This is a genomic window from Pseudomonas sp. UBA6276 (genome assembly GCF_002438365.1).
GTDB classification, from domain to species: Bacteria; Pseudomonadota; Gammaproteobacteria; order Pseudomonadales; family Pseudomonadaceae; genus Aquipseudomonas; species Aquipseudomonas coleopterorum.
In genome coordinates, this window is sequence record NZ_DJUS01000150.1 from 1 (window position 1) to 17098 (window position 17098).

Genomic DNA, 17098 nt, shown 5'->3' on the forward strand with positions numbered 1-17098 from the left:
CGTACCTGCACGCCACCCGCTATCGCAACGACACCCGCGGTGGCGACCTGTTCTGGAAGGCCAAGCCGGAAATCTCCTTCATCGACCGCGACGTGCTGATCATCGATGACATTCTCGATGAGGGCCATACGCTCAGCGCAATCATCGATTTCTGCAAGCATGCCGGCGCGCGTGCCGTGCACACGGCGGTGCTGATCGATAAAGACCACGATCGCAAGGCCAGCCCAGACCTCAAGGCCGACTTCGTGGGCTTGCCGTGCATCGACCGCTACATCTTTGGCTATGGTATGGATTACAAGGGCTACTGGCGCAACGCCGCTGGCATCTTTGCCGTCAAAGGCTTGTAAAGCCCGCAGCACCTCATGCGCCGCCGACGCGGCTCGCGCCGCTGCTACAGAAACACCGCGATCCCCTGTAGCAGCGGCGCAAGCCGCGTCCGGCCTCGCAACGGATTCAAACCTCTGCTACATGCTAAAGTCAGCGGCTCTTTCACAAGGAGCCGCTCATGCGTCTGATCGTTGCCACCATTGCCTTGCTGACCTGCCTGCCGCTGGTCGCCGCGCCTGCGCATGGGCCCCTGCACGAACAATTCCTGCCGCCGGATGAACAATCCCTGCGTCAGGGCGATCCGCAACAACAGCTACTGCAGGTGACCAGCTACTCGGTGGTCATGGGCAACCAGCGGCTTTCCAACCAGCAACCCATCCCCGTCACCGCACCGATGCTGCTGCGCTTGAAAGGCAAGGCGCTCAGCAAGGACGCAAAGCTGGCCGAAGTGCTGATCACCTTCGACGGCGAAAGCAAAAGCCTGAAGCGGCCGGCCTTCGACGAGGCCAGCGGTACCCTGGCCTTGACCTATCCACTGAGTCAGTACCGGATCCTGCTCGATCTGCTGCGCAACGATACCGTCTATGTACAATTTCTCAGCTATCCGAATGGCCATGTCTGGGCCGATCTGCATACCGCAAGCGTACGCGCGCGTTGAGCCCATGGCGGTGCCGAAGGTAGACTGCCAGCCCCGTGAATGACCGTGATAGCCAATGGAGTCGGTAATGCGTAAAGACAAGAAGCAATTGATTGGCGACGAGATCGGCGATGAGCAGATCAAGCTGTTCCTGAATTTCGAGCCGGTCGATGCCACCTCGCCGTCGCTGCACAAGCTGATCAAGGCGTATCGTGGTTTGCGTGTCGATGATTTCGCGCGCTTTCTGGTGTTCTTCAAGGAAGCCGGTTACGAGTTGGACGGCAAGGACGAACACGGCAACGATTTTGTCGCATTGATTCGCGATCAGCGCAACGCCCCGGAATACATCGACCTGATCCAGCAGGCCCAGGCCTGACGCGCGACCCCCTGTAGCAGCGGCGCAAGCCGCGTCGGCGGCCAGCCCGGTGCATCAGCAAGAACGCAATGCCCCCGGACGCGGTGTATCAGGAACACCGCTGCGCACCCGGACGCGGCTCGCGCCGCTGCTACAGGGGCGGGGCGATTCCATGTAGCAGCGGCGCAAGCCGCGTCGGCGGTATGCGCGATGCGTCGGGAGGAACACGCCGGGGCTCAGGCGTAATACTGCACGCCGTCGGTTTTCTCGGTAAGTTCGAGCGCCACGTCGCTGTCATGGCTGACACGACGATAAACCTCGGCATCCACTGCCAGCACCTTTTCGCGCGCCGGGAAGATTTCCGCCAGCTTGGTCGCCCAGGCCGGTGAGCGCGTCTGCTCGGGGAAGCAGCGCTCCAGCAGGTCGAGCATGATCGACACGGTCACCGAAGCGCCTGGCGAGGCCCCAAGCAGCGCCGCCAGCGAGCCATCGGCTGCGGACACCAGCTCGGTACCGAATTGCAGCACGCCGCCTTTCTTCGGATCCTTCTTGATGATCTGCACGCGCTGGCCAGCCACTTCCAGGCGCCAATCCTCGGCACGGGCTTCGGGGTAGAAGCGACGCAACGATTCCAGACGCTGCTCCATGGACTGACGTACTTCGCTCATCAGGTACTTGGTCAGGTCCATGTTGTCCCGTGCCACGGCCAGCATCGGGCCGATGTTGGCCGCGCGTACCGAGAGGGGCAGGTCGAGGAACGAGCCATGCTTGAGGAACTTGGTGGTGAAGCCCGCATACGGCCCGAACAGCAGCGACTTGTTGCCATCGACCACGCGGGTGTCCAGGTGCGGCACGGACATGGGCGGCGAGCCCACGGCAGCCTGGCTGTAGACCTTGGCCTGATGCCGCTTGACCACCTCGGGATTGTCGCAGCGCAGCCACTGGCCGCTTACCGGGAAACCGCCGAAGCCCTTGCCTTCCTCGATACCCGACATCTGCAGCAGCGGCAACGCCGCACCACCGGCGCCCAGGAACACGAATTTGGCATCGATCTCGCGAGTGTTGCCACTGTTGACGTCCTTGACGGTGACGGTCCAGCCGCTGCCCTTGCGGGCAAGGCCGGTGACTTTCTTGCAGTACTTGACCTGCGCGCCCGGCGCACTGGCCAGGTGGGCCAGAAGCTTGTTGGTCAAGGCGCCGAAGTTGACGTCGGTGCCGCCCATCACACGGGTGGCGCTGATGTGCTGGTCGGCAGGCCGACCGGGCATCATCAACGGCATCCATTCGGCCATCTTCGCCTTGTCTTCGGTGTATTCCATGTCCGCGAAGGCATGGTGGGTCTTGAGCAGTTCATAGCGCTTCTTGAGGAAGGCCACGCCCTTGTCACCCTCGACATAGCTCAGGTGCGGTACCGGACTGATGAACGAGCGCGCCGAACCGAAGCTGCTCTTCTTGCTCAGGTAGGCCCAGAACTGCTTGGACACCTCGAACTGGGTGTTGATCTGCACGGCTTTCTTGATATCGATGGAGCCATCGGCGGCTTGCGGCGTGTAGTTGAGCTCACACAGACCGGCGTGGCCGGTACCGGCGTTGTTCCACGGATTGGAGCTTTCCGCGGCACCGGAATCCATGAGCTCGACGACTTCCAGCTTCAATGCCGGGTCGAGTTCCTTGAGCAGTACGGCCAAGGTGGCACTCATGATGCCGGCCCCTACCAATACCACGTCGACTGCTTCGTTTTGCGCCATTTAACGCGTCTCCAAAATCTTCAGCACCCATTGACAGCATGGGACCCCGGTACGTCTGTGCAGGCCTGGGTCGCCATGTCCGAAACTTCGCAACTGCATCGCTGAATGGCCTGTGCCGACGGGTTCGTCGGGCATGGCCCATGAACTCACGTCTGGCCCGCCAGCGCCATAGGACCAAGGTTCATGCAACCCGGTCGATACGCGCGCTCAGCGACCGAAACCCTTCATGCGAAGCGTTCGATCCTTCCTCGTTGGGCTGTTCGGGACGCAGATAGTGCTGGTACAGATCCAAGACTTTTCATTTGCTCGCCACACTCTTGTGAAGTTGTGAAACCCGTTTTTTCACGCTCTTTTGGAGTCGTGAACCTCAAGAAGGCTGCTTGGGAAACCGGCAGCGGCAGGGGTGGCGCAAGCAAATGGAAACGCCAGCGCGTGACCTGCGTGGGCGGCTCTCTGTGGGCGGTGCGGAAGCCAAGACGAGTGCGTTGGCGGTGATGCGAGGCCCGATCAGGAGACGTCCTTATAATCGGGGGAAGATTATAGCGATGAAACGTGGCGAGTTGATCGTTATTTACAGGCTTTTGGTGACCGGGCAGTCAGGCATGCACGGCTCGAATGCCGCCAGCCCCCGTGGCATGGGCGCTGACGCGGGCGTGGGCGGGCAATGGCTGGCCCAACCATTGTGGGCGAATATCGCCAACCTCGACCCAACCGTCGCCGCTGGGGGGCAGTTGGCACTGTTTGAAGGCGCGGCACAGACCCTGCCGGTCGAGCGCGACGTAGCAGCGGTAGGGCTGGCTGGCCCGGAACAGAGACTTGAGAAAACCCATGAGTGTTTCTCCGTGCGGTGGACTGTGGAGCCGATATTGCCCAAGGACGGTGACAGGCTGATGACACGCCGCGCATCGCCGTTGCATGCGCATGTTTCATGGCTGGTCCATTGCCTGCAGGCCCCGCTATACTCCCGGCTTATTCACTGCCCGTTGCCGGAGAGATGCGCATGTTGCACCGCCTGTTGTTCACCATGATCACTGTGACCAGTCTGACGTTGGTCGGTTGTGCCAACAGCCCGCAACAACTCAGCCCGCAGCCGCGCCTGACCTCGCAGTTCGCCGCCGTCGGCCAGGGCCAGGCCGTGGCCGTGCGCGTCGTCGATGGCCGACCTTCGCCCACCCTGGGCACCCGTGGTGGCCTGTATCCGGAAACCAGCGCGGTGAGCGTGGCCCCCAACGACGTATTGCCCAAGCTGCAGGCCCAGGCCGAAGCAGCCGTTCGCCTGCTGGGCTTCACACCCACGGCGAACAACGGCAGCGCGCCGACGCTGACCATCACCCTGGCCGAACTCAAGTACCAGTCGCCCAAGGACAAGATGTACGTCACCGAAGCCAACATCGGCGCCACCTTCAAGGCCGACGTCACCAACGGTGGTCGCCACTACAGCGGCCGCTACGGCGCTTCGCTGAACCAGCGCTTCGGCATGGCGCCGAATCAGGAAACCAACACCAAGCTGGTCAGCGACGTCCTCAGCGACGCACTGACCCGCGTGTTCAAGGACGCCACCATCGGCCAGACCCTGTCCCAGCGCAATTTCTGACAGCGTCGGCCAGGCATGAAAAAGCCCGCGTTCATCGCGGGCTTTTTTGTGGGTCGGGTTATATCGGGTGCAGCATTCAGGCAGCGCGCATGTGAAAGTCGAGCAGGCTGATGCCGGTGCCCAGGTCCAGCTCCGGCCAGTCGCCATGCTGATGACCGCCGAGCGCGCAGTACACCAGCCACTGTCGATCCTGGACATTGAAGGCCAGGGCGTCGATCAGGGCTTCCTGCTCGTCGCTGGCGGCAATGTGGTAGAGGCGATCCTGGTTCAGGGCGTGCAGCATGACGGGCATCCAAAGCGTGTTGGGTAAGGGTGCAACACGATGCCTGCTTTGTGTGAAAGGGGCGTGACGGACCCATGACCGTCCCGTTACGCCCCTTGCACTGGTCGACCCTAAAGCGGCAGTCCCGCCTTGACCCGGTACTGGTTGCGCACCGGCGTGGCGTATTGCAGCACCAGGAATGGTCGTTGCTCCACCGGGCATTCGCGCAGCCGGCGCAGCCATTCGGCGCGGGCCTTTTCCAGCTCGGCGGCGGGAAACACATCGGCCGCCGCTGGCACCTGCAGTTCAGGGTCGGCATCGGCCCACTGCGCATAGGCCAGGTAGTGCACCGGGAACAGGCGATAGCCGCCCAGGATCTGCCGATCGATTTCCGTGGCCAACTGCTTGGTGTCTTCGAACAGCTCGGTGATGGGCGGTGCGAAGTTGATGTGCACGCGGCCCTTGTAGCCGGTGATGCCCTGGGCAATGCTGACGTCGTCTTCGCCGGGCGCCTTGTTGTAGGCGCCCTTGGTCGCGCGAATGTACAGCTCGCGCGCCTTGGCCTGGTCACAGGGGTCGTATTCGTAGCTGATCGACACCGGTGTCAGGTTCAGCGCCTTGATCGTTTCGCCGAAGGGCTCGTCCTTGCGGCTCATGTGGAACATCTTGAGGATCGCCGAATCGGTACGGTCGTCACCGTCCTTGGCCCGGCCCTCGGCCTGGGCGATCCAGATCGAGGCGACGTCGTTGCGGATCGAGTGGTTGATGTAGGCGGACAGCAGTTGGTAGGACGCCAGTTTTTCCCGGCGTCCTACCAGCGAGCGATGGACGATGAAGCTTTTGTTCAGGCGCATCAGGTCGCTGACGAAGGGCTTCTGCAGCAGGTTGTCGCCGATGGCGATGCGCGGCGTCGGCAGCCCGGCGTGATACACCGCGTAGTTGACGAACGCCGGATCCATGACGATATCGCGATGGTTGGCCAGGAACAGATACGCACTGCCGGACTTGAACTGCTCGACGCCGGTGTAGGTCACACCGTCGGTGGCGCGGTCGATGGTGTGGTCGACGTAGAACTCGACCTTGTCCTGCAAGGTCGCCACGTTGGTGACATCCTTGAACTCGCGGCGCAGACGCCGCGCGATCAGTGGCTTGAGCAGCCAGCCAAAGGTCTTGGCCTGACGCGGGAAGCGGAAGTGGGTGAGGATATCCAGGAATGCCGGGTCGCTGAGCAACCGTGCCAGAACGGCAGGTACTTCAGCGTCGTCGTACGGTCGGATGGCATCGAATTCGCCCATCATGCTCTCTTGTTGGAAACGGCTAAGGTAAAGGTACAGGCGCAAGGTTGTGGGCAAAGGGTAGGGGCCCATGTAGCCAACGGCCTGCAAACAGAGTGGCGATTATACGCACAAGTGAGCCGTGGAGGCCGCGATGCTGGAAACCCAAGATTACGATTGCCCCTATTGCGGCGAGCCGGCCGAAGCGGTGCTCGATCTGTCCGCTGGCGATCAGGACTATATAGAAGACTGCCCGGTGTGCTGCCGCCCCATCGTCTTCGCCCTGCAGACCGATGGCGAAGACTGGTCGCTGCACGTGCGCAGCGAGAACGAGTGATGCAGCGCATCTACGAGCCCGCCAGCCTGCTGGAGGCACAGATGCTTCTGGGCATGCTGGAAAACGAAGGGGTGGGTGCGCACCTGGCAGGGCGGGATCTGGTCGGCGGGATGGGCGATCTGCCTGCCATGGGCCTGCTGGGTTTGCTGGTGGCCGACGAGCAGGCCGATTACGCACGGCAGCTGATCGGTGAGTACAATGCCGCGCTGCCCGTGTCGGGCGAGGAGCCCGACAGTTTTCCCGGGGTTCTGCTGTGCTAGACCCCTCAAGAGTTTTTTCCTGATGTGTGGACGTTTTGCCTTGTTTCGCTGGTCACCCGGTTTCGCTGCGCAGGAGGGCTTTCCCGAAGGCCAGCAGGCGCAATGGAACATATCGCCGGGTGACTCGGTGCTGATCCAGCGCCGCGAAGGTGAGCGCTCGACCCTGGCCAAGGCACGCTGGGGACTGACCCCTCCGTGGTTGACCGACCTGTCGCGGACCCCGGCCCACGCGCGTGCCGAGACGGTGGCCGAACAGCCGATGTTTCGCGAGGCGCTGCGCCTGCGCCGCTGCCTGATTCCGGCCAACGGCTTCTATGAATGGCGGGGCAATGTGCGCAAACGGCCGTTCTGGCTGACGCCGGGAGAGGGGTCGTCGCTGTTTTTCGCGGGAATCTGGGAAGCGTACCCCGTGCAGGAGCAGGTCTGGCTGAGCACGGCGGTGGTGACTCAGCCGGCGATGAGCCAGCGTCGGCCGCTGATCCTCGATGCCGCAGGCCAAGCGGCCTGGCTGGATCCGGAAACGCCCATGGCCATCCTGCAATCGCTGCTCGCCGCGCCCCAGGCTGCGCTGCGCGAACGCCCCTTGGCGAACCTGGTCAACGACCCCAAGCTCAATGCTCCTGAATGCCTCACCCCGGCGTGATGTCTTTCCAGCGACCGCGTCGCTCTTTTCGCGGCCACTGACCGCTCCTACGGGGGAGGGGGGCGGTGCACCCGTAGGAGCGGTCCGTGGCCGCGAAGCAGTCACCGCGGTGCATCAGGCCGAGCACCTGCGCAGGTGTCGTGTCCGATATGCACCGTGTAGGATACCGCCAGGTTTACCAGGAGAGTCCCAATGGGCAAGTTCTTCATTCCGGCCACCCTGGCCGTCAGCGTGCTGCTGGCCGGTTGTCAGGCTGTCAATACCACCAGCTCCGGCGCCGTGGGTGTCGATCGCAAGCAATACATGTTCAGCATGTTGTCCACCGATGAAGTGAACAAGATGTACGCACAGTCCTACCAGCAGACCTTGACCGAGGCCAGCGGCAAGGGTGTGCTCGACAAGACCAGCGCCGAGGCCAAGCGCGTGCAGGCGATCGCCGATCGGCTGATCGCCCAGGCCCCCAAGCTGCGCCCGGATTCGGCGCAGTGGCAATGGGAAGTGAACCTGATCAAGAGTGACGAGCTCAACGCCAACTGCGGTCCCGGCGGCAAGATCATTGTCTACACAGGCCTGATCGACACCCTGAAACTCACCGACGACGAAATTGCCGCCGTGATGGGCCATGAAATCGCCCACGCCTTGCGCGAGCACGGTCGCGAAGCGATGTCCAAGGCCTATGGCATCCAGATGGCGCGCAGCGGGGCAGGGGCCTTGCTGGGGCTGGGCGAAGACAGCCTGAAACTGGCCGATACCGTGGTCAACTACAGCCTGACCCTGCCCAATAGCCGCAGCAACGAGAACGAAGCCGACCTGTTCGGCCTTGAGCTAGCGGCGCGTGCCGGGTTCGACCCCAACGCCGCGATCACCTTGTGGAACAAGATGACCGCAGCGGCAGGCAGCAACTCGCCACCAGAATTCATGAGCACTCACCCGGCATCGGCGAGCCGGATTTCTTCATTACAGGCGGCGATTCCCAAGGTCATGCCGTTGTATGAGCAAGCGAAGAAGTCCTGATGTACCGTGGCGGCTGATTCGCGGGCAGAGACCCGCTCCCACAGGGGACCTCGGTATGAAGGTTCTTCTGTGGGAGCGGGGCGGGGGGGGGGGNNTGCCCGCGAAGGCCTCACCGCCCATCTACACCCAGCCGCTGACCTTCATCGCCTGATACACCGCAACGAACGCCAGAATGAAAAACGCTCCCGAGGCCAATCGGCGGATCAGCGTCAGCGGCAGTTTGTCGGCAGCGAAATTGCCCGCCAGCACCACCGGCACGTTGGCAATCAGCATGCCCAGCGTGGTGCCGATGATGACCATCAGCAAGTGCGGATACTGCGCGGCCAGCATCACCGTCGCAACCTGAGTCTTGTCGCCGATCTCGGCAATGAAAAATGCGATCAACGTGGTCATGAACGGCCCGTAGCGCCGTGCGGTATTGGCTTCGTCGTCGTCGATCTTGTCCGGTATCAGGGTCCACAGCGCGGTGGCGGCAAAGCTTGCGGCCAGGATCCAGTGCAGGGCGGCGTTGGAGAAGAAGCTGCTGAACCAGGCGCCCACCGCACCGGCGGCTGCATGGTTGGCCAAGGTGGCGGCGACGATGCCAGCGATGATTGGCCAGGGCTTGCGGAAGCGCGCCGCAAGGATCAAGGCGAGCAACTGGGTCTTGTCGCCGATTTCGGCCAAGGCCACTAGCCCGGTAGGGACAAGTAGGGATTCCAACATCAGGAGCGTTCCTATGGGGGCGGGTCGACACGGCTATGACACGAACAGCCTCCCCGCCCCGGGTAAGGTGTGCGTGTCATAGGTCTTGTCAAACCCGGGCCGTCTGTGCGGCCGCTGGGTCGCACGCGCCATGGCCTGAGGGCCAAGTATGTTGACGCGTGCCTGGCGAGCTGGCGCTCGCGGGAGACTACTCCCCTAGGACGGTGCGGATTCTGCCTAGGCGATCACGATAGGGCAAGAAAATATTTCGCTATTTGACGGCGCGATAAATCTTGAAACCGCGGCCCTCGGCCACCGTCTGGCAGCGCCCGAAAGCGCCTTCGATCAGCGGCTGATAGCGCAGGAAGCTATTGGCAACCAAGCGAAGTTCGCCGCATTTTTTCAGATGTTGACTGGATTTTTCCAGCAAGTTTTCGGCAGCGTGATAGCTGGTGTGCACGCCCGAGTGAAATGGTGGATTGCTGATGATGGCATCCAGATGCGACGGCGCAGCATCGATACCGTCGCCGGTGATGACGCAGGCTTCCAGCCCATTGGCCGCCAGGGTCAGACGGCTGCTGGCCGTGGCGAAGGCATCGACATCGAGCAACGTCAGCTGGTTGTCCGGGTAGCGACGTTTGAGGCTGGCACCCACCACCCCGGCACCGCAGCCGAAATCCAGCAGATGGCCGCGGGGCAGGCCGTCGATGTGTTCGAGCAGCAGCTCGGTGCCGCGGTCCAGTCGACCGTGACTGAACACGCCCGGCAGGCTGATCACGGTCAGGGGCTCGCCGGCGATCTGCAGTTGATAGCGCTGCGCCAGGCTTTCCAGTTCCACGGCCTGCGGCGCCTGTTCGACCGTCACTTGCCACAGCTGACAATGGCGTGCGCTGTCCAGCTTGCGCGGCTTGCCGAAGGCGTGCAGCAGCTTCGCGGCGCCCTCGATGCCGCCGCGCTTTTCGCCCACCAGATACAACTCGCGACCCGGCAAGCGGGCGGCCAGGGCATTGAGCAGATAACTGGTCAGCTCGCGTGACTTGGGCAGGAACACCACCGCGCCCTCGAAAGCTATCTGCGGGACGTTCACGCCGAAATGGCTGCGGCCTTCGAAGCGCGCGTCCAACGCCGCCTGATCGCCGGCATGCCAGCACCAGCCGGCGGCGTTCGGCAACTGGCCGAAGAGGTCATCGGCAGGCAGCCCGGCCAACAACAGCTGACCTTGGAACAAATTGGCCTGACGAAGCAGCACTTCACTGCGCGGGTCCATTGGAGGGCTCCTGGCAAAAGCGCGGATTCTAACAGACCACGGCCCTTGTCAGACACTGCGGATGGGCTGTCCGGCGAAGAAGGCCGTGGCGTTTTCCGCCAGTTGGCCAATGATCCGCTGGCGTGCCTCGACACTGCCCCAGGCACTGTGCGGGGTGACGATCAGGCGCGGGATATCGTTGGCCAGCAGGGGGTTGCCGTCCACCGGCGGCTCAACACTGAGTACGTCGGTGGCCGCTCCGCCCAGGTGGCCACGGCGCAGGGCATCGGCCAGGGCCTGCTCGTCGATGATGCCGCCGCGCGCGGTGTTGACCACGAAGGCACTGGGCTTGAGCAGGGCCAGTTCCGGCGCGCCGATCATGTGTCGGGTGTGCTCGTTGAGCGGGCAGTGCAGGGTCAGGGCATCGACTTGCGGCAGCAGCTCATGCAGCGGCAGGCGATCGGCGCGGGGCGGTCGACCGGGAATCTGCCCCAGCAGCACCCGCATGCCGAAAGCCTCGGCCAGCTTGGCGACCGCGCCACCCAGTTCGCCGTGGCCAAGCAGGCCGAGGGTCTTGCCGTCCAGTTCGACGATGGGGAAATCCAGCAGACAGAACTGCTTGGCCCGCTGCCATTGGCCGGCCGCGATCTCGCGCTGATAATCGGGCAGTCGGGTCGCCAAGGCCAACAACAGCATCAGGGTGTGTTGGGCCACCGACGGGGTGCCGTAGCCTTGGCAATTGCACACGGTGATACCCAGCTTGCGCGCCGCTTCCAGGTCGACGTTGTTGGTGCCGGTGGCCGACACCAGCACCAGCTTCAGATCCGGGCAGGCCTGCAGGGTCGCGGCGTCCAGGTCGATCTTGTTGCTGATGGCTACCGTTACGCCGCGCAGGCGCTCGACCAGTTGCTCAGGCGTCGTACTGGGGTAGAGCTGCAGGTCGTCGAAGCAGGCCTTGAGGGCGGCAGGGTCCAGGTCACCCAGGTCCAGGGAGCTGTAGTCGAGGAAGGCGGCACGGTGAGCGGGCATGGGTGAACCTCTTGAAGTGGTTGTGGATGTTCTACCATAGCTGCCGGATGAAAATCTTGTGGCCTGGCCTGCTGACGTGAGGTAGCGTCCGGGCTGCCTGAGGTCATCACCGCGTTTGCCACTGCCGCTAGGAGCCTGCTGTCATGTACTGGACCGAATTTCTCACCGTTGCCTTCATTCACCTGCTAGCGGTGGCCAGCCCGGGACCGGATTTTGCGGTGGTGGTGCGTGAAAGCGTCAGCCACGGCCGTCAGGCCGGGCTGTGGACAGCGCTGGGTGTGGGCACGGCGATTTTCGTGCACGTGGGGTATTCGCTGCTGGGCATCGGCCTGATCGTGTCCCAGTCCATCGTGCTGTTCAATGCCTTGAAGTGGGCCGCCGCCGCGTACCTGCTGTACATCGGCTTCAAGGCCCTGCGCGCCAAGCCCGCGCCGCTCGGCGAGCCCACCCACAGTGCGGCACCGGTACAGCGCACACCCAAGGCCGCGTATGTGGCCGGGTTCATGACCAATGGGTTGAACCCCAAGGCCACGTTGTTCTTTCTGTCCTTGTTCACCGTGGTCATCAGCCCCCACACGCCACTGGTCATCCAGGCCGGTTACGGCGTTTACCTGGCGCTGGCCACGGCGCTGTGGTTCTGCATGATCGCCCTGCTGTTCAGCCAGCGTCGGGTCCGCGAAGGCTTCGCTAGAATGGGGCATTGGTTCGACCGCGCCATGGGTGTGGTTCTGGTGGCGCTGGGCGTGAAGATCGCCTTGAGCGAAATACGCTGAATCGGCATGGCATGCACGCCGGATAGCCCGCCTTGCTTATAATGGCTAGGCAGCGTCCCTTGCCAGCACCACAACGAACATGGAACAGCGTCGATGAATTCAGTAAACCTGCCCTGTCGCCGGGCCAGATTACCCTTGGCGGTCGGTCTGGCGACGCTTGCCGGGCCGGCGCTTGCCGTCAGTTTCAACATCGGCGAAATCGAAGGCCAGTTCGATTCCTCGCTGTCGGTCGGCGCCAGTTGGTCCACCGCGGGTGCGAACCGCAACCTGATCGGCGTCAACAACGGTGGATCGGGCCTGTCGCAGACCACCGACGACGGTCATCTGAACTTCAAGAAAGGCGAAACCTTTTCCAAGATCTTCAAGGGGCTGCACGACCTGGAGTTGAAGTACGGCGACACGGGCGTGTTCATTCGCGGCAAGTATTGGTACGACTTCGAACTCAAGGACGAAGGCCGCCCCTTCAAGGACATCAGCGACAGCAACCGCAAGGAAGCCGCGCAGTCCTCCGGTGGGCAGATTCTCGACGCGTTCGTCTACCACAACTACGCCATCGCCGATCAACCGGGCTCAGTGCGCCTGGGCAAGCAGGTGGTCAGCTGGGGCGAGAGCACGTTCATCCAGAACGGCATCAATGCGCTCAATCCGATCGACGTCTCGGCCTTTCGCCGACCCGGTGCCGAGGTCAAGGAGGGGTTGATCCCGGTCAATCTGTTCTACGTCTCCCAGAGCCTGACCGACAACCTTTCCGCCGAAGCCTTCTACCAGCTCGAGTGGGACCAGACGGTGACCGACAATTGCGGGACGTTCTTCGCCCAGGCAGACGTCGCCGCCGATGGCTGCAGCGATAATCTGCGTCTGCTGGCCAAGCGTTCGAGCCTGCCGGCTGCGGCCCTGCCAGCGCTGACCGCCGCCGGTGTGGATGTCAACGAGGAGGGCGTGCGGGTGCGCCGCAGCGGCGACCGCGATGCGCGCGACAGCGGCCAGTTCGGCGTGGCGCTGCGTTACAACTACGATCCGCTGGACACCGAATTCGGTGCCTACTTCATGAACTACCACAGCCGCCTGCCGCTGTTCAATGCCACCGGGGCATCGGCCGCGACCTATGCGGCAGCGTCACGGGCCGGCGCATTGGGCCCGTTGCTGGTGGCGGGCGATTCCAGCTACTTCTACGACTTTCCCGAGGACATCCGCCTCTACGGGCTGAGCTTCGCCACCACGCTACCCACCGGCACAGCCTGGAGTGGCGAGGTCAGCTACCGGCCCAATGCGCCGGTGCAACTCAACACCACCGACATTCTCTTTGCCGGTGTGCGTCCGCTGGGCGGCGCGTACAGCAACGCGTCAGTGCTCGACGGCACGCCCGGAGAAGACCTGAAAGGCTACCGCCGCAAAGAGATCACCCAGCTGCAAACCACCCTGACTCATTTTTTCGATCAGGTCATGGGCGCCGAGCGGCTGACGGTGGTGGGCGAGGTGGGGGTCACCCATGTCGGCGGTCTGGAGAGCTCTTCGCAGATGCGCTATGGGCGTGACGCGATCTTTGGCCCCGGCGCCTTGCCTGCCACCGGTGGCCTGGACACCTGCGCCGCCATCCTCAACACCGGCACCATCGCCGGGGCCGGGCCGGGCACCTCGGCCAGTAACCGCTCGCGCAATTGCACCAATGGCGGCTTCACCACCAGCACCTCGTGGGGGTATCGCGCCCGCGCCATCTGGGACTACAGCAGCGTATTCGCCGGGATCAACCTGCGCCCCAGTATCGCCTGGTCGCACGATGTGTCCGGCTACTCGCCCAGCCCCGGCGGCAACTTCGAGGAAGGCCGCAAGGCGGTCAGCCTCGGGCTCGATGCCGAGTACCAGAACACCTACACGGCGAGTCTGTCGTACACCAATTTTTTCGACGGCAAGTACACCACGGTGGATGACCGCGACTTCGTTGCGCTCAGCTTCGGCGTGAATTTCTGAGCCACCCTGTTCGAGACGATCGGCCATGAACACAAGAACGATGCTGATGCAGGCCGGGATCTTCGGTCTGTCCCTGTGGGCCGGCGCTGCCATGGCAGCGGTCAGCGCACAGGAGGCCGACCAACTGGGCACCCGCCTGACCCCTCTGGGCGCCGAGAAGGCCGGCAATGCCGATGGCTCCATCCCGGCCTGGTCGCCGATGCCGCGCACCGCCGGTACGGTCGACAGCAAGGGGTTTCTCTCCGACCCCTACGCCAGCGAGAAGCCCCTGTTCACCATCACCGCGCAGAACGTCGAGCAGTACAAGGCCAAGTTAGCGCCTGGCCAGTATGCGATGTTCAAGCGCTACCCCGACACCTTCACGATGCCGGTCTACTCCTCCCATCGCGGCGCGAGTGTGCCGGACGAGGTTGCGAGTGCGATCAAGGTCAACGCGACCCATGCTCGGCTGATCGGTGACGGCAACGGTGTGGAAGGCTTTCAGATGGCCACCCCGTTCCCCATTCCCAAGACCGGCATCGAGGTCATCTGGAATCACATTATCCGTTACCGTGGCGGCAGCGTCTCACGGCGCGTGACCCAGGCCACGCCGCAACCCAATGGTTCCTACAGCCTGGTGTATTTCCAGGACCAGTTCGTGTTTCGCGACAGGATGAAGGATTTCGATCCGCAGCATCCCGGCAACGTACTGTTCTATTTCAAGCAGGATGTGATCGCGCCGGCGCGTCTGGCGGGCACCGTGCTGTTGGTCCACGAGACCCTGGATCAGGTGGCCGAACCGCGTCAGGCGTGGATCTACAACGCCGGGCAACGCCGTGTGCGACGCGCGCCGCAGGTGGCCTACGATGGCCCGGGTACCGCGGCCGATGGTCTGCGCACCTCGGATAATCTGGACATGTTCAACGGCGCTCCGGATCGCTATGACTGGCAACTGGTAGGCAAGCAGGAGATGTTCATCGCCCAGAACAGCCACCGGCTCGACTCGCCCAACCTCAAGTACGCGGACATCCTCAAGGCCGGTCATATCAATCAGGACCTGGCCCGCTACGAACTGCGCCGTGTATGGCACGTGGTCGCCACGCTCAAGCCCGGTCAGCGGCACATCTACGCCAAGCGTGACTTCTACTTCGACGAGGACACCTGGCAGGCGGCCGTGATCGATCATTACGATGGCCGTGGACAGCTGTGGCGCGTGGCCGAAGCGCACGCGCAGAACTACTACGACCAGCAGGTGCCCTGGACCACCCTGGAGGTGCTCTATGACCTGCAGTCGGGACGTTACCTGGCGCTGGGCATGAAGAACGAGGAAAAGCAGTCCTACGACTTCGGCTTCACGGCCACCACTTCCGATTTCACCCCGGCGGCGCTGCGCCAGGACGGGGTACGCTAGCAGGCTGCAGGCCATGGCTGACGAGGGCTGTCGGCGCGACACGGGAATCTTTCCCGGTTTTTGCCCTCCAAGTCAGTCACACGTTCATGACCCGTCGCCGCCTTTTTTCAGCAGATTTCCGCCTTCATGTAGTAGGAGTTGCCCATGTTTACCTCGCGTCGCTTGATCACTGCCGCCGCTGCCATTGCCCTGTTGTCCGGGTGCGCGTCGCAGAATCCGTATGAAAACCAGGGCCAGGCCCAGGGTTCGTCGGGCATCAGCAAAACCGCCAAGTATGGCGGGCTGGGTGCACTGGCCGGCGCCGTGGCCGGTGCCGCCATCGACCACAACAACCGTGGCAAGGGCGCGCTGATCGGCGCTGCCGTGGCCGGCGCCGCTTCGGCAGGCTACGGCTATTATGCCGACCGTCAGGAAGCCGCACTGCGTGAAAGCATGGCCAACACCGGTGTGGAAGTGCAGCGCCAGGGCGATCAGATCAAGCTGATCATGCCGGGCAACATCACCTTCGCCACCGACTCGTCGAACATCTCCAGCAGCTTTTACACGCCGCTGAACAACCTGGGCAATTCGTTCAAGCAGTTCAACGAGAACAACATCGAGATCGTCGGCTACACCGACAGCACCGGCAGCCGTCAGCACAACATGGACCTGTCGCTGCAGCGTGCCCAAGCGGTCAGCAACTATCTGACTGCGCAGGGCGTGGATGGCTCGCGCCTGTCGGTACGCGGCGCAGGTCCCGATCAGCCGATCGCCAGTAACGCCGACGCCAACGGCCGTGCCCAGAACCGCCGTGTCGAAGTCAACCTCAAGCCGATTCCCGGCCAGCAGTACTCGCAGCCGGCCCAGCAGCAGTAATCACTGCAAGGCTTGCAAAAATCCCGCTCTGGCAGCGGGATTTTTCATGGGCGATCAGTCTTTCTCAGGCTGCTCCAGCTTGAGTCGCTCCAGCGTTGCGTCCTTCTGTGTCCACAGCGTATTCACCCAGCTCTGAAACAGCGCTCGGTACGTCTCGTCCTGGTCATAGCTGTGGCCGATGAATTGCTCGGGGATCGGCAGTTCCTCGAACAGCACGTGTATTTCACCCACTCGGCCGCACAGCAGGTCCCAGAATCCGGGTGCGCCCTGTGGGTAGTAGATCGTCACGTTGACCATCGACTGCAACTGCTCGCCCATGGCATCGAGCACGAAGGCGATGCCTCCAGCCTTGGGTTTGAGCAGGTGGCGAAACGGTGAGGCTTGCTGGGCGTGTTTGGCCGGGGTGAAGCGGGTGCCTTCGGCGAAGTTGAAGATGGCGGTCGGCTTGCCGCGAAAGCGGGCGCAGGCGCGGCGGGTGGTGAGCAGGTCTTCGCCTTTCTTCTCCGGATGCTTGGCCAGATAGGCCTTCGAATAGCGCTTCATGAACGGGAAACCGAGCGCCCACCAGGCCAGGCCGATGACAGGTACCCAGATCAGCTCGCGCTTGAGAAAGAACTTCAGCGGTCGGATGCGTCGGTTGAGCACGTATTGCAGGACCAGGATATCCACCCAGCTCTGGTGGTTGCTGGTCACCAGGTAGGA

The 17098-nt window shown here is 63.0% G+C and carries 20 protein-coding genes and 1 riboswitch; of the genes, 12 read left to right on the forward strand and 8 right to left on the reverse strand.

The window, feature by feature from the left end; genetic code table 11:
* The 3 genes from B2V21_RS17360 to B2V21_RS17370 form a co-directional block, all read left to right on the forward strand.
* Positions 1–347: hypoxanthine-guanine phosphoribosyltransferase (locus tag B2V21_RS17360; protein WP_286917519.1), on the forward strand; the 347-nt coding region annotated here is incomplete at its 5' end.
* A 158-nt stretch (positions 348–505) separates the two neighbouring features.
* On the forward strand, positions 506–985 hold the full coding sequence (locus B2V21_RS17365; RefSeq protein WP_049861202.1) for a hypothetical protein: 480 nt from the start codon (positions 506–508) through the stop codon (positions 983–985).
* Between the two features lie 67 nt (positions 986–1052).
* Positions 1053–1340 carry a PA4642 family protein gene (locus B2V21_RS17370; protein WP_049861203.1) on the forward strand — a complete coding sequence of 96 codons (288 nt, stop codon included), beginning with the start codon at positions 1053–1055 and terminating at the stop codon, positions 1338–1340.
* Between the two features lie 215 nt (positions 1341–1555).
* Here the strand turns inward: B2V21_RS17370 and mqo are convergent, their stop codons facing one another.
* The gene (gene mqo, locus B2V21_RS17375) at positions 1556–3067 is read right to left on the reverse strand and encodes a malate dehydrogenase (quinone) (RefSeq protein WP_090360243.1); all 1512 of its coding nucleotides are present in this window, start codon (positions 3065–3067) and stop codon (positions 1556–1558) included.
* 596 nt (positions 3068–3663) lie between these two features.
* Complete coding sequence (locus tag B2V21_RS17380) at positions 3664–3897, reverse strand: hypothetical protein (RefSeq protein WP_049861205.1); 234 nt, start codon at positions 3895–3897, stop codon at positions 3664–3666.
* A 170-nt stretch (positions 3898–4067) separates the two neighbouring features.
* Between B2V21_RS17380 and B2V21_RS17385 the strand changes: the two genes are divergently transcribed.
* Positions 4068–4661 (forward strand): YajG family lipoprotein, encoded by a 594-nt coding sequence (locus B2V21_RS17385; RefSeq protein WP_049861206.1) that lies wholly within the window; start codon positions 4068–4070, stop codon positions 4659–4661.
* Between the two features lie 76 nt (positions 4662–4737).
* Here the strand turns inward: B2V21_RS17385 and B2V21_RS17390 are convergent, their stop codons facing one another.
* Together B2V21_RS17390 and B2V21_RS17395 are read right to left on the reverse strand one after the other, a co-directional pair.
* Positions 4738–4944, reverse strand: coding sequence for a hypothetical protein (locus B2V21_RS17390; protein ID WP_043192943.1), 207 nt, complete (start codon positions 4942–4944; stop codon positions 4738–4740).
* Between the two features lie 110 nt (positions 4945–5054).
* Positions 5055–6221 carry a 1-acyl-sn-glycerol-3-phosphate acyltransferase gene (locus B2V21_RS17395; RefSeq protein WP_049861207.1) on the reverse strand — a complete coding sequence of 389 codons (1167 nt, stop codon included), beginning with the start codon at positions 6219–6221 and terminating at the stop codon, positions 5055–5057.
* Between the two features lie 130 nt (positions 6222–6351).
* On the opposite strand from B2V21_RS17395, the gene B2V21_RS17400 reads away from it, so the two are divergent.
* From B2V21_RS17400 to B2V21_RS17415, 4 genes are all read left to right on the forward strand, one after another.
* Positions 6352–6534: a CPXCG motif-containing cysteine-rich protein gene (locus B2V21_RS17400; RefSeq protein ID WP_049861208.1), complete on the forward strand. Its 183-nt coding sequence runs from the start codon at positions 6352–6354 to the stop codon at positions 6532–6534.
* Entirely contained in the window at positions 6534–6794 is a 261-nt protein-coding gene (locus tag B2V21_RS17405) for a putative signal transducing protein (protein ID WP_286917520.1), read from the forward strand. Before B2V21_RS17400 ends, B2V21_RS17405 begins: the two co-directional genes overlap by 1 nt.
* Before the next feature lie 22 nt (positions 6795–6816).
* Positions 6817–7437 (forward strand): SOS response-associated peptidase, encoded by a 621-nt coding sequence (locus B2V21_RS17410; RefSeq protein WP_056844143.1) that lies wholly within the window; start codon positions 6817–6819, stop codon positions 7435–7437.
* A 192-nt stretch (positions 7438–7629) separates the two neighbouring features.
* Complete coding sequence (locus B2V21_RS17415) at positions 7630–8451, forward strand: M48 family metallopeptidase (protein WP_049861211.1); 822 nt, start codon at positions 7630–7632, stop codon at positions 8449–8451.
* 120 nt (positions 8452–8571) lie between these two features.
* On the opposite strand, the gene B2V21_RS17420 is transcribed toward B2V21_RS17415, so the two are convergent.
* The 3 genes from B2V21_RS17420 to B2V21_RS17430 all read right to left on the reverse strand — a co-directional run bounded on the left by B2V21_RS17420 (position 8572) and on the right by B2V21_RS17430 (position 11410).
* The gene (locus B2V21_RS17420; RefSeq protein ID WP_286917521.1) at positions 8572–9156 is read right to left on the reverse strand and encodes a TMEM165/GDT1 family protein; all 585 of its coding nucleotides are present in this window, start codon (positions 9154–9156) and stop codon (positions 8572–8574) included.
* A 90-nt stretch (positions 9157–9246) separates the two neighbouring features.
* Positions 9247–9364, reverse strand: a riboswitch (yybP-ykoY riboswitch).
* Between the two features lie 42 nt (positions 9365–9406).
* Entirely contained in the window at positions 9407–10402 is a 996-nt protein-coding gene (locus tag B2V21_RS17425; protein WP_286917522.1) for a class I SAM-dependent methyltransferase, read from the reverse strand.
* 48 nt (positions 10403–10450) lie between these two features.
* Entirely contained in the window at positions 10451–11410 is a 960-nt protein-coding gene (locus B2V21_RS17430; RefSeq protein WP_286917523.1) for a 2-hydroxyacid dehydrogenase, read from the reverse strand.
* A 143-nt stretch (positions 11411–11553) separates the two neighbouring features.
* Here B2V21_RS17430 and B2V21_RS17435 point away from each other — a divergent pair, with 143 nt between their 5' ends.
* From B2V21_RS17435 to B2V21_RS17450, 4 genes are all read left to right on the forward strand, one after another.
* The gene (locus tag B2V21_RS17435) at positions 11554–12183 is read left to right on the forward strand and encodes a LysE family translocator (protein ID WP_049861215.1); all 630 of its coding nucleotides are present in this window, start codon (positions 11554–11556) and stop codon (positions 12181–12183) included.
* A 93-nt stretch (positions 12184–12276) separates the two neighbouring features.
* Entirely contained in the window at positions 12277–14151 is a 1875-nt protein-coding gene (locus tag B2V21_RS17440) for a DUF1302 domain-containing protein (protein WP_286917524.1), read from the forward strand.
* 25 nt (positions 14152–14176) lie between these two features.
* Positions 14177–15541, forward strand: a complete 1365-nt coding sequence (locus B2V21_RS17445; protein ID WP_286917525.1) for a DUF1329 domain-containing protein — start codon at positions 14177–14179, stop codon at positions 15539–15541.
* Positions 15542–15685: 144 nt separating this feature from the next.
* Positions 15686–16396: an OmpA family protein gene (locus tag B2V21_RS17450; RefSeq protein ID WP_056844150.1), complete on the forward strand. Its 711-nt coding sequence runs from the start codon at positions 15686–15688 to the stop codon at positions 16394–16396.
* Between the two features lie 54 nt (positions 16397–16450).
* On the opposite strand, the gene B2V21_RS17455 is transcribed toward B2V21_RS17450, so the two are convergent.
* Positions 16451–17098: acyltransferase (locus B2V21_RS17455; protein WP_286917526.1), on the reverse strand; the 648-nt coding region annotated here is incomplete at its 5' end.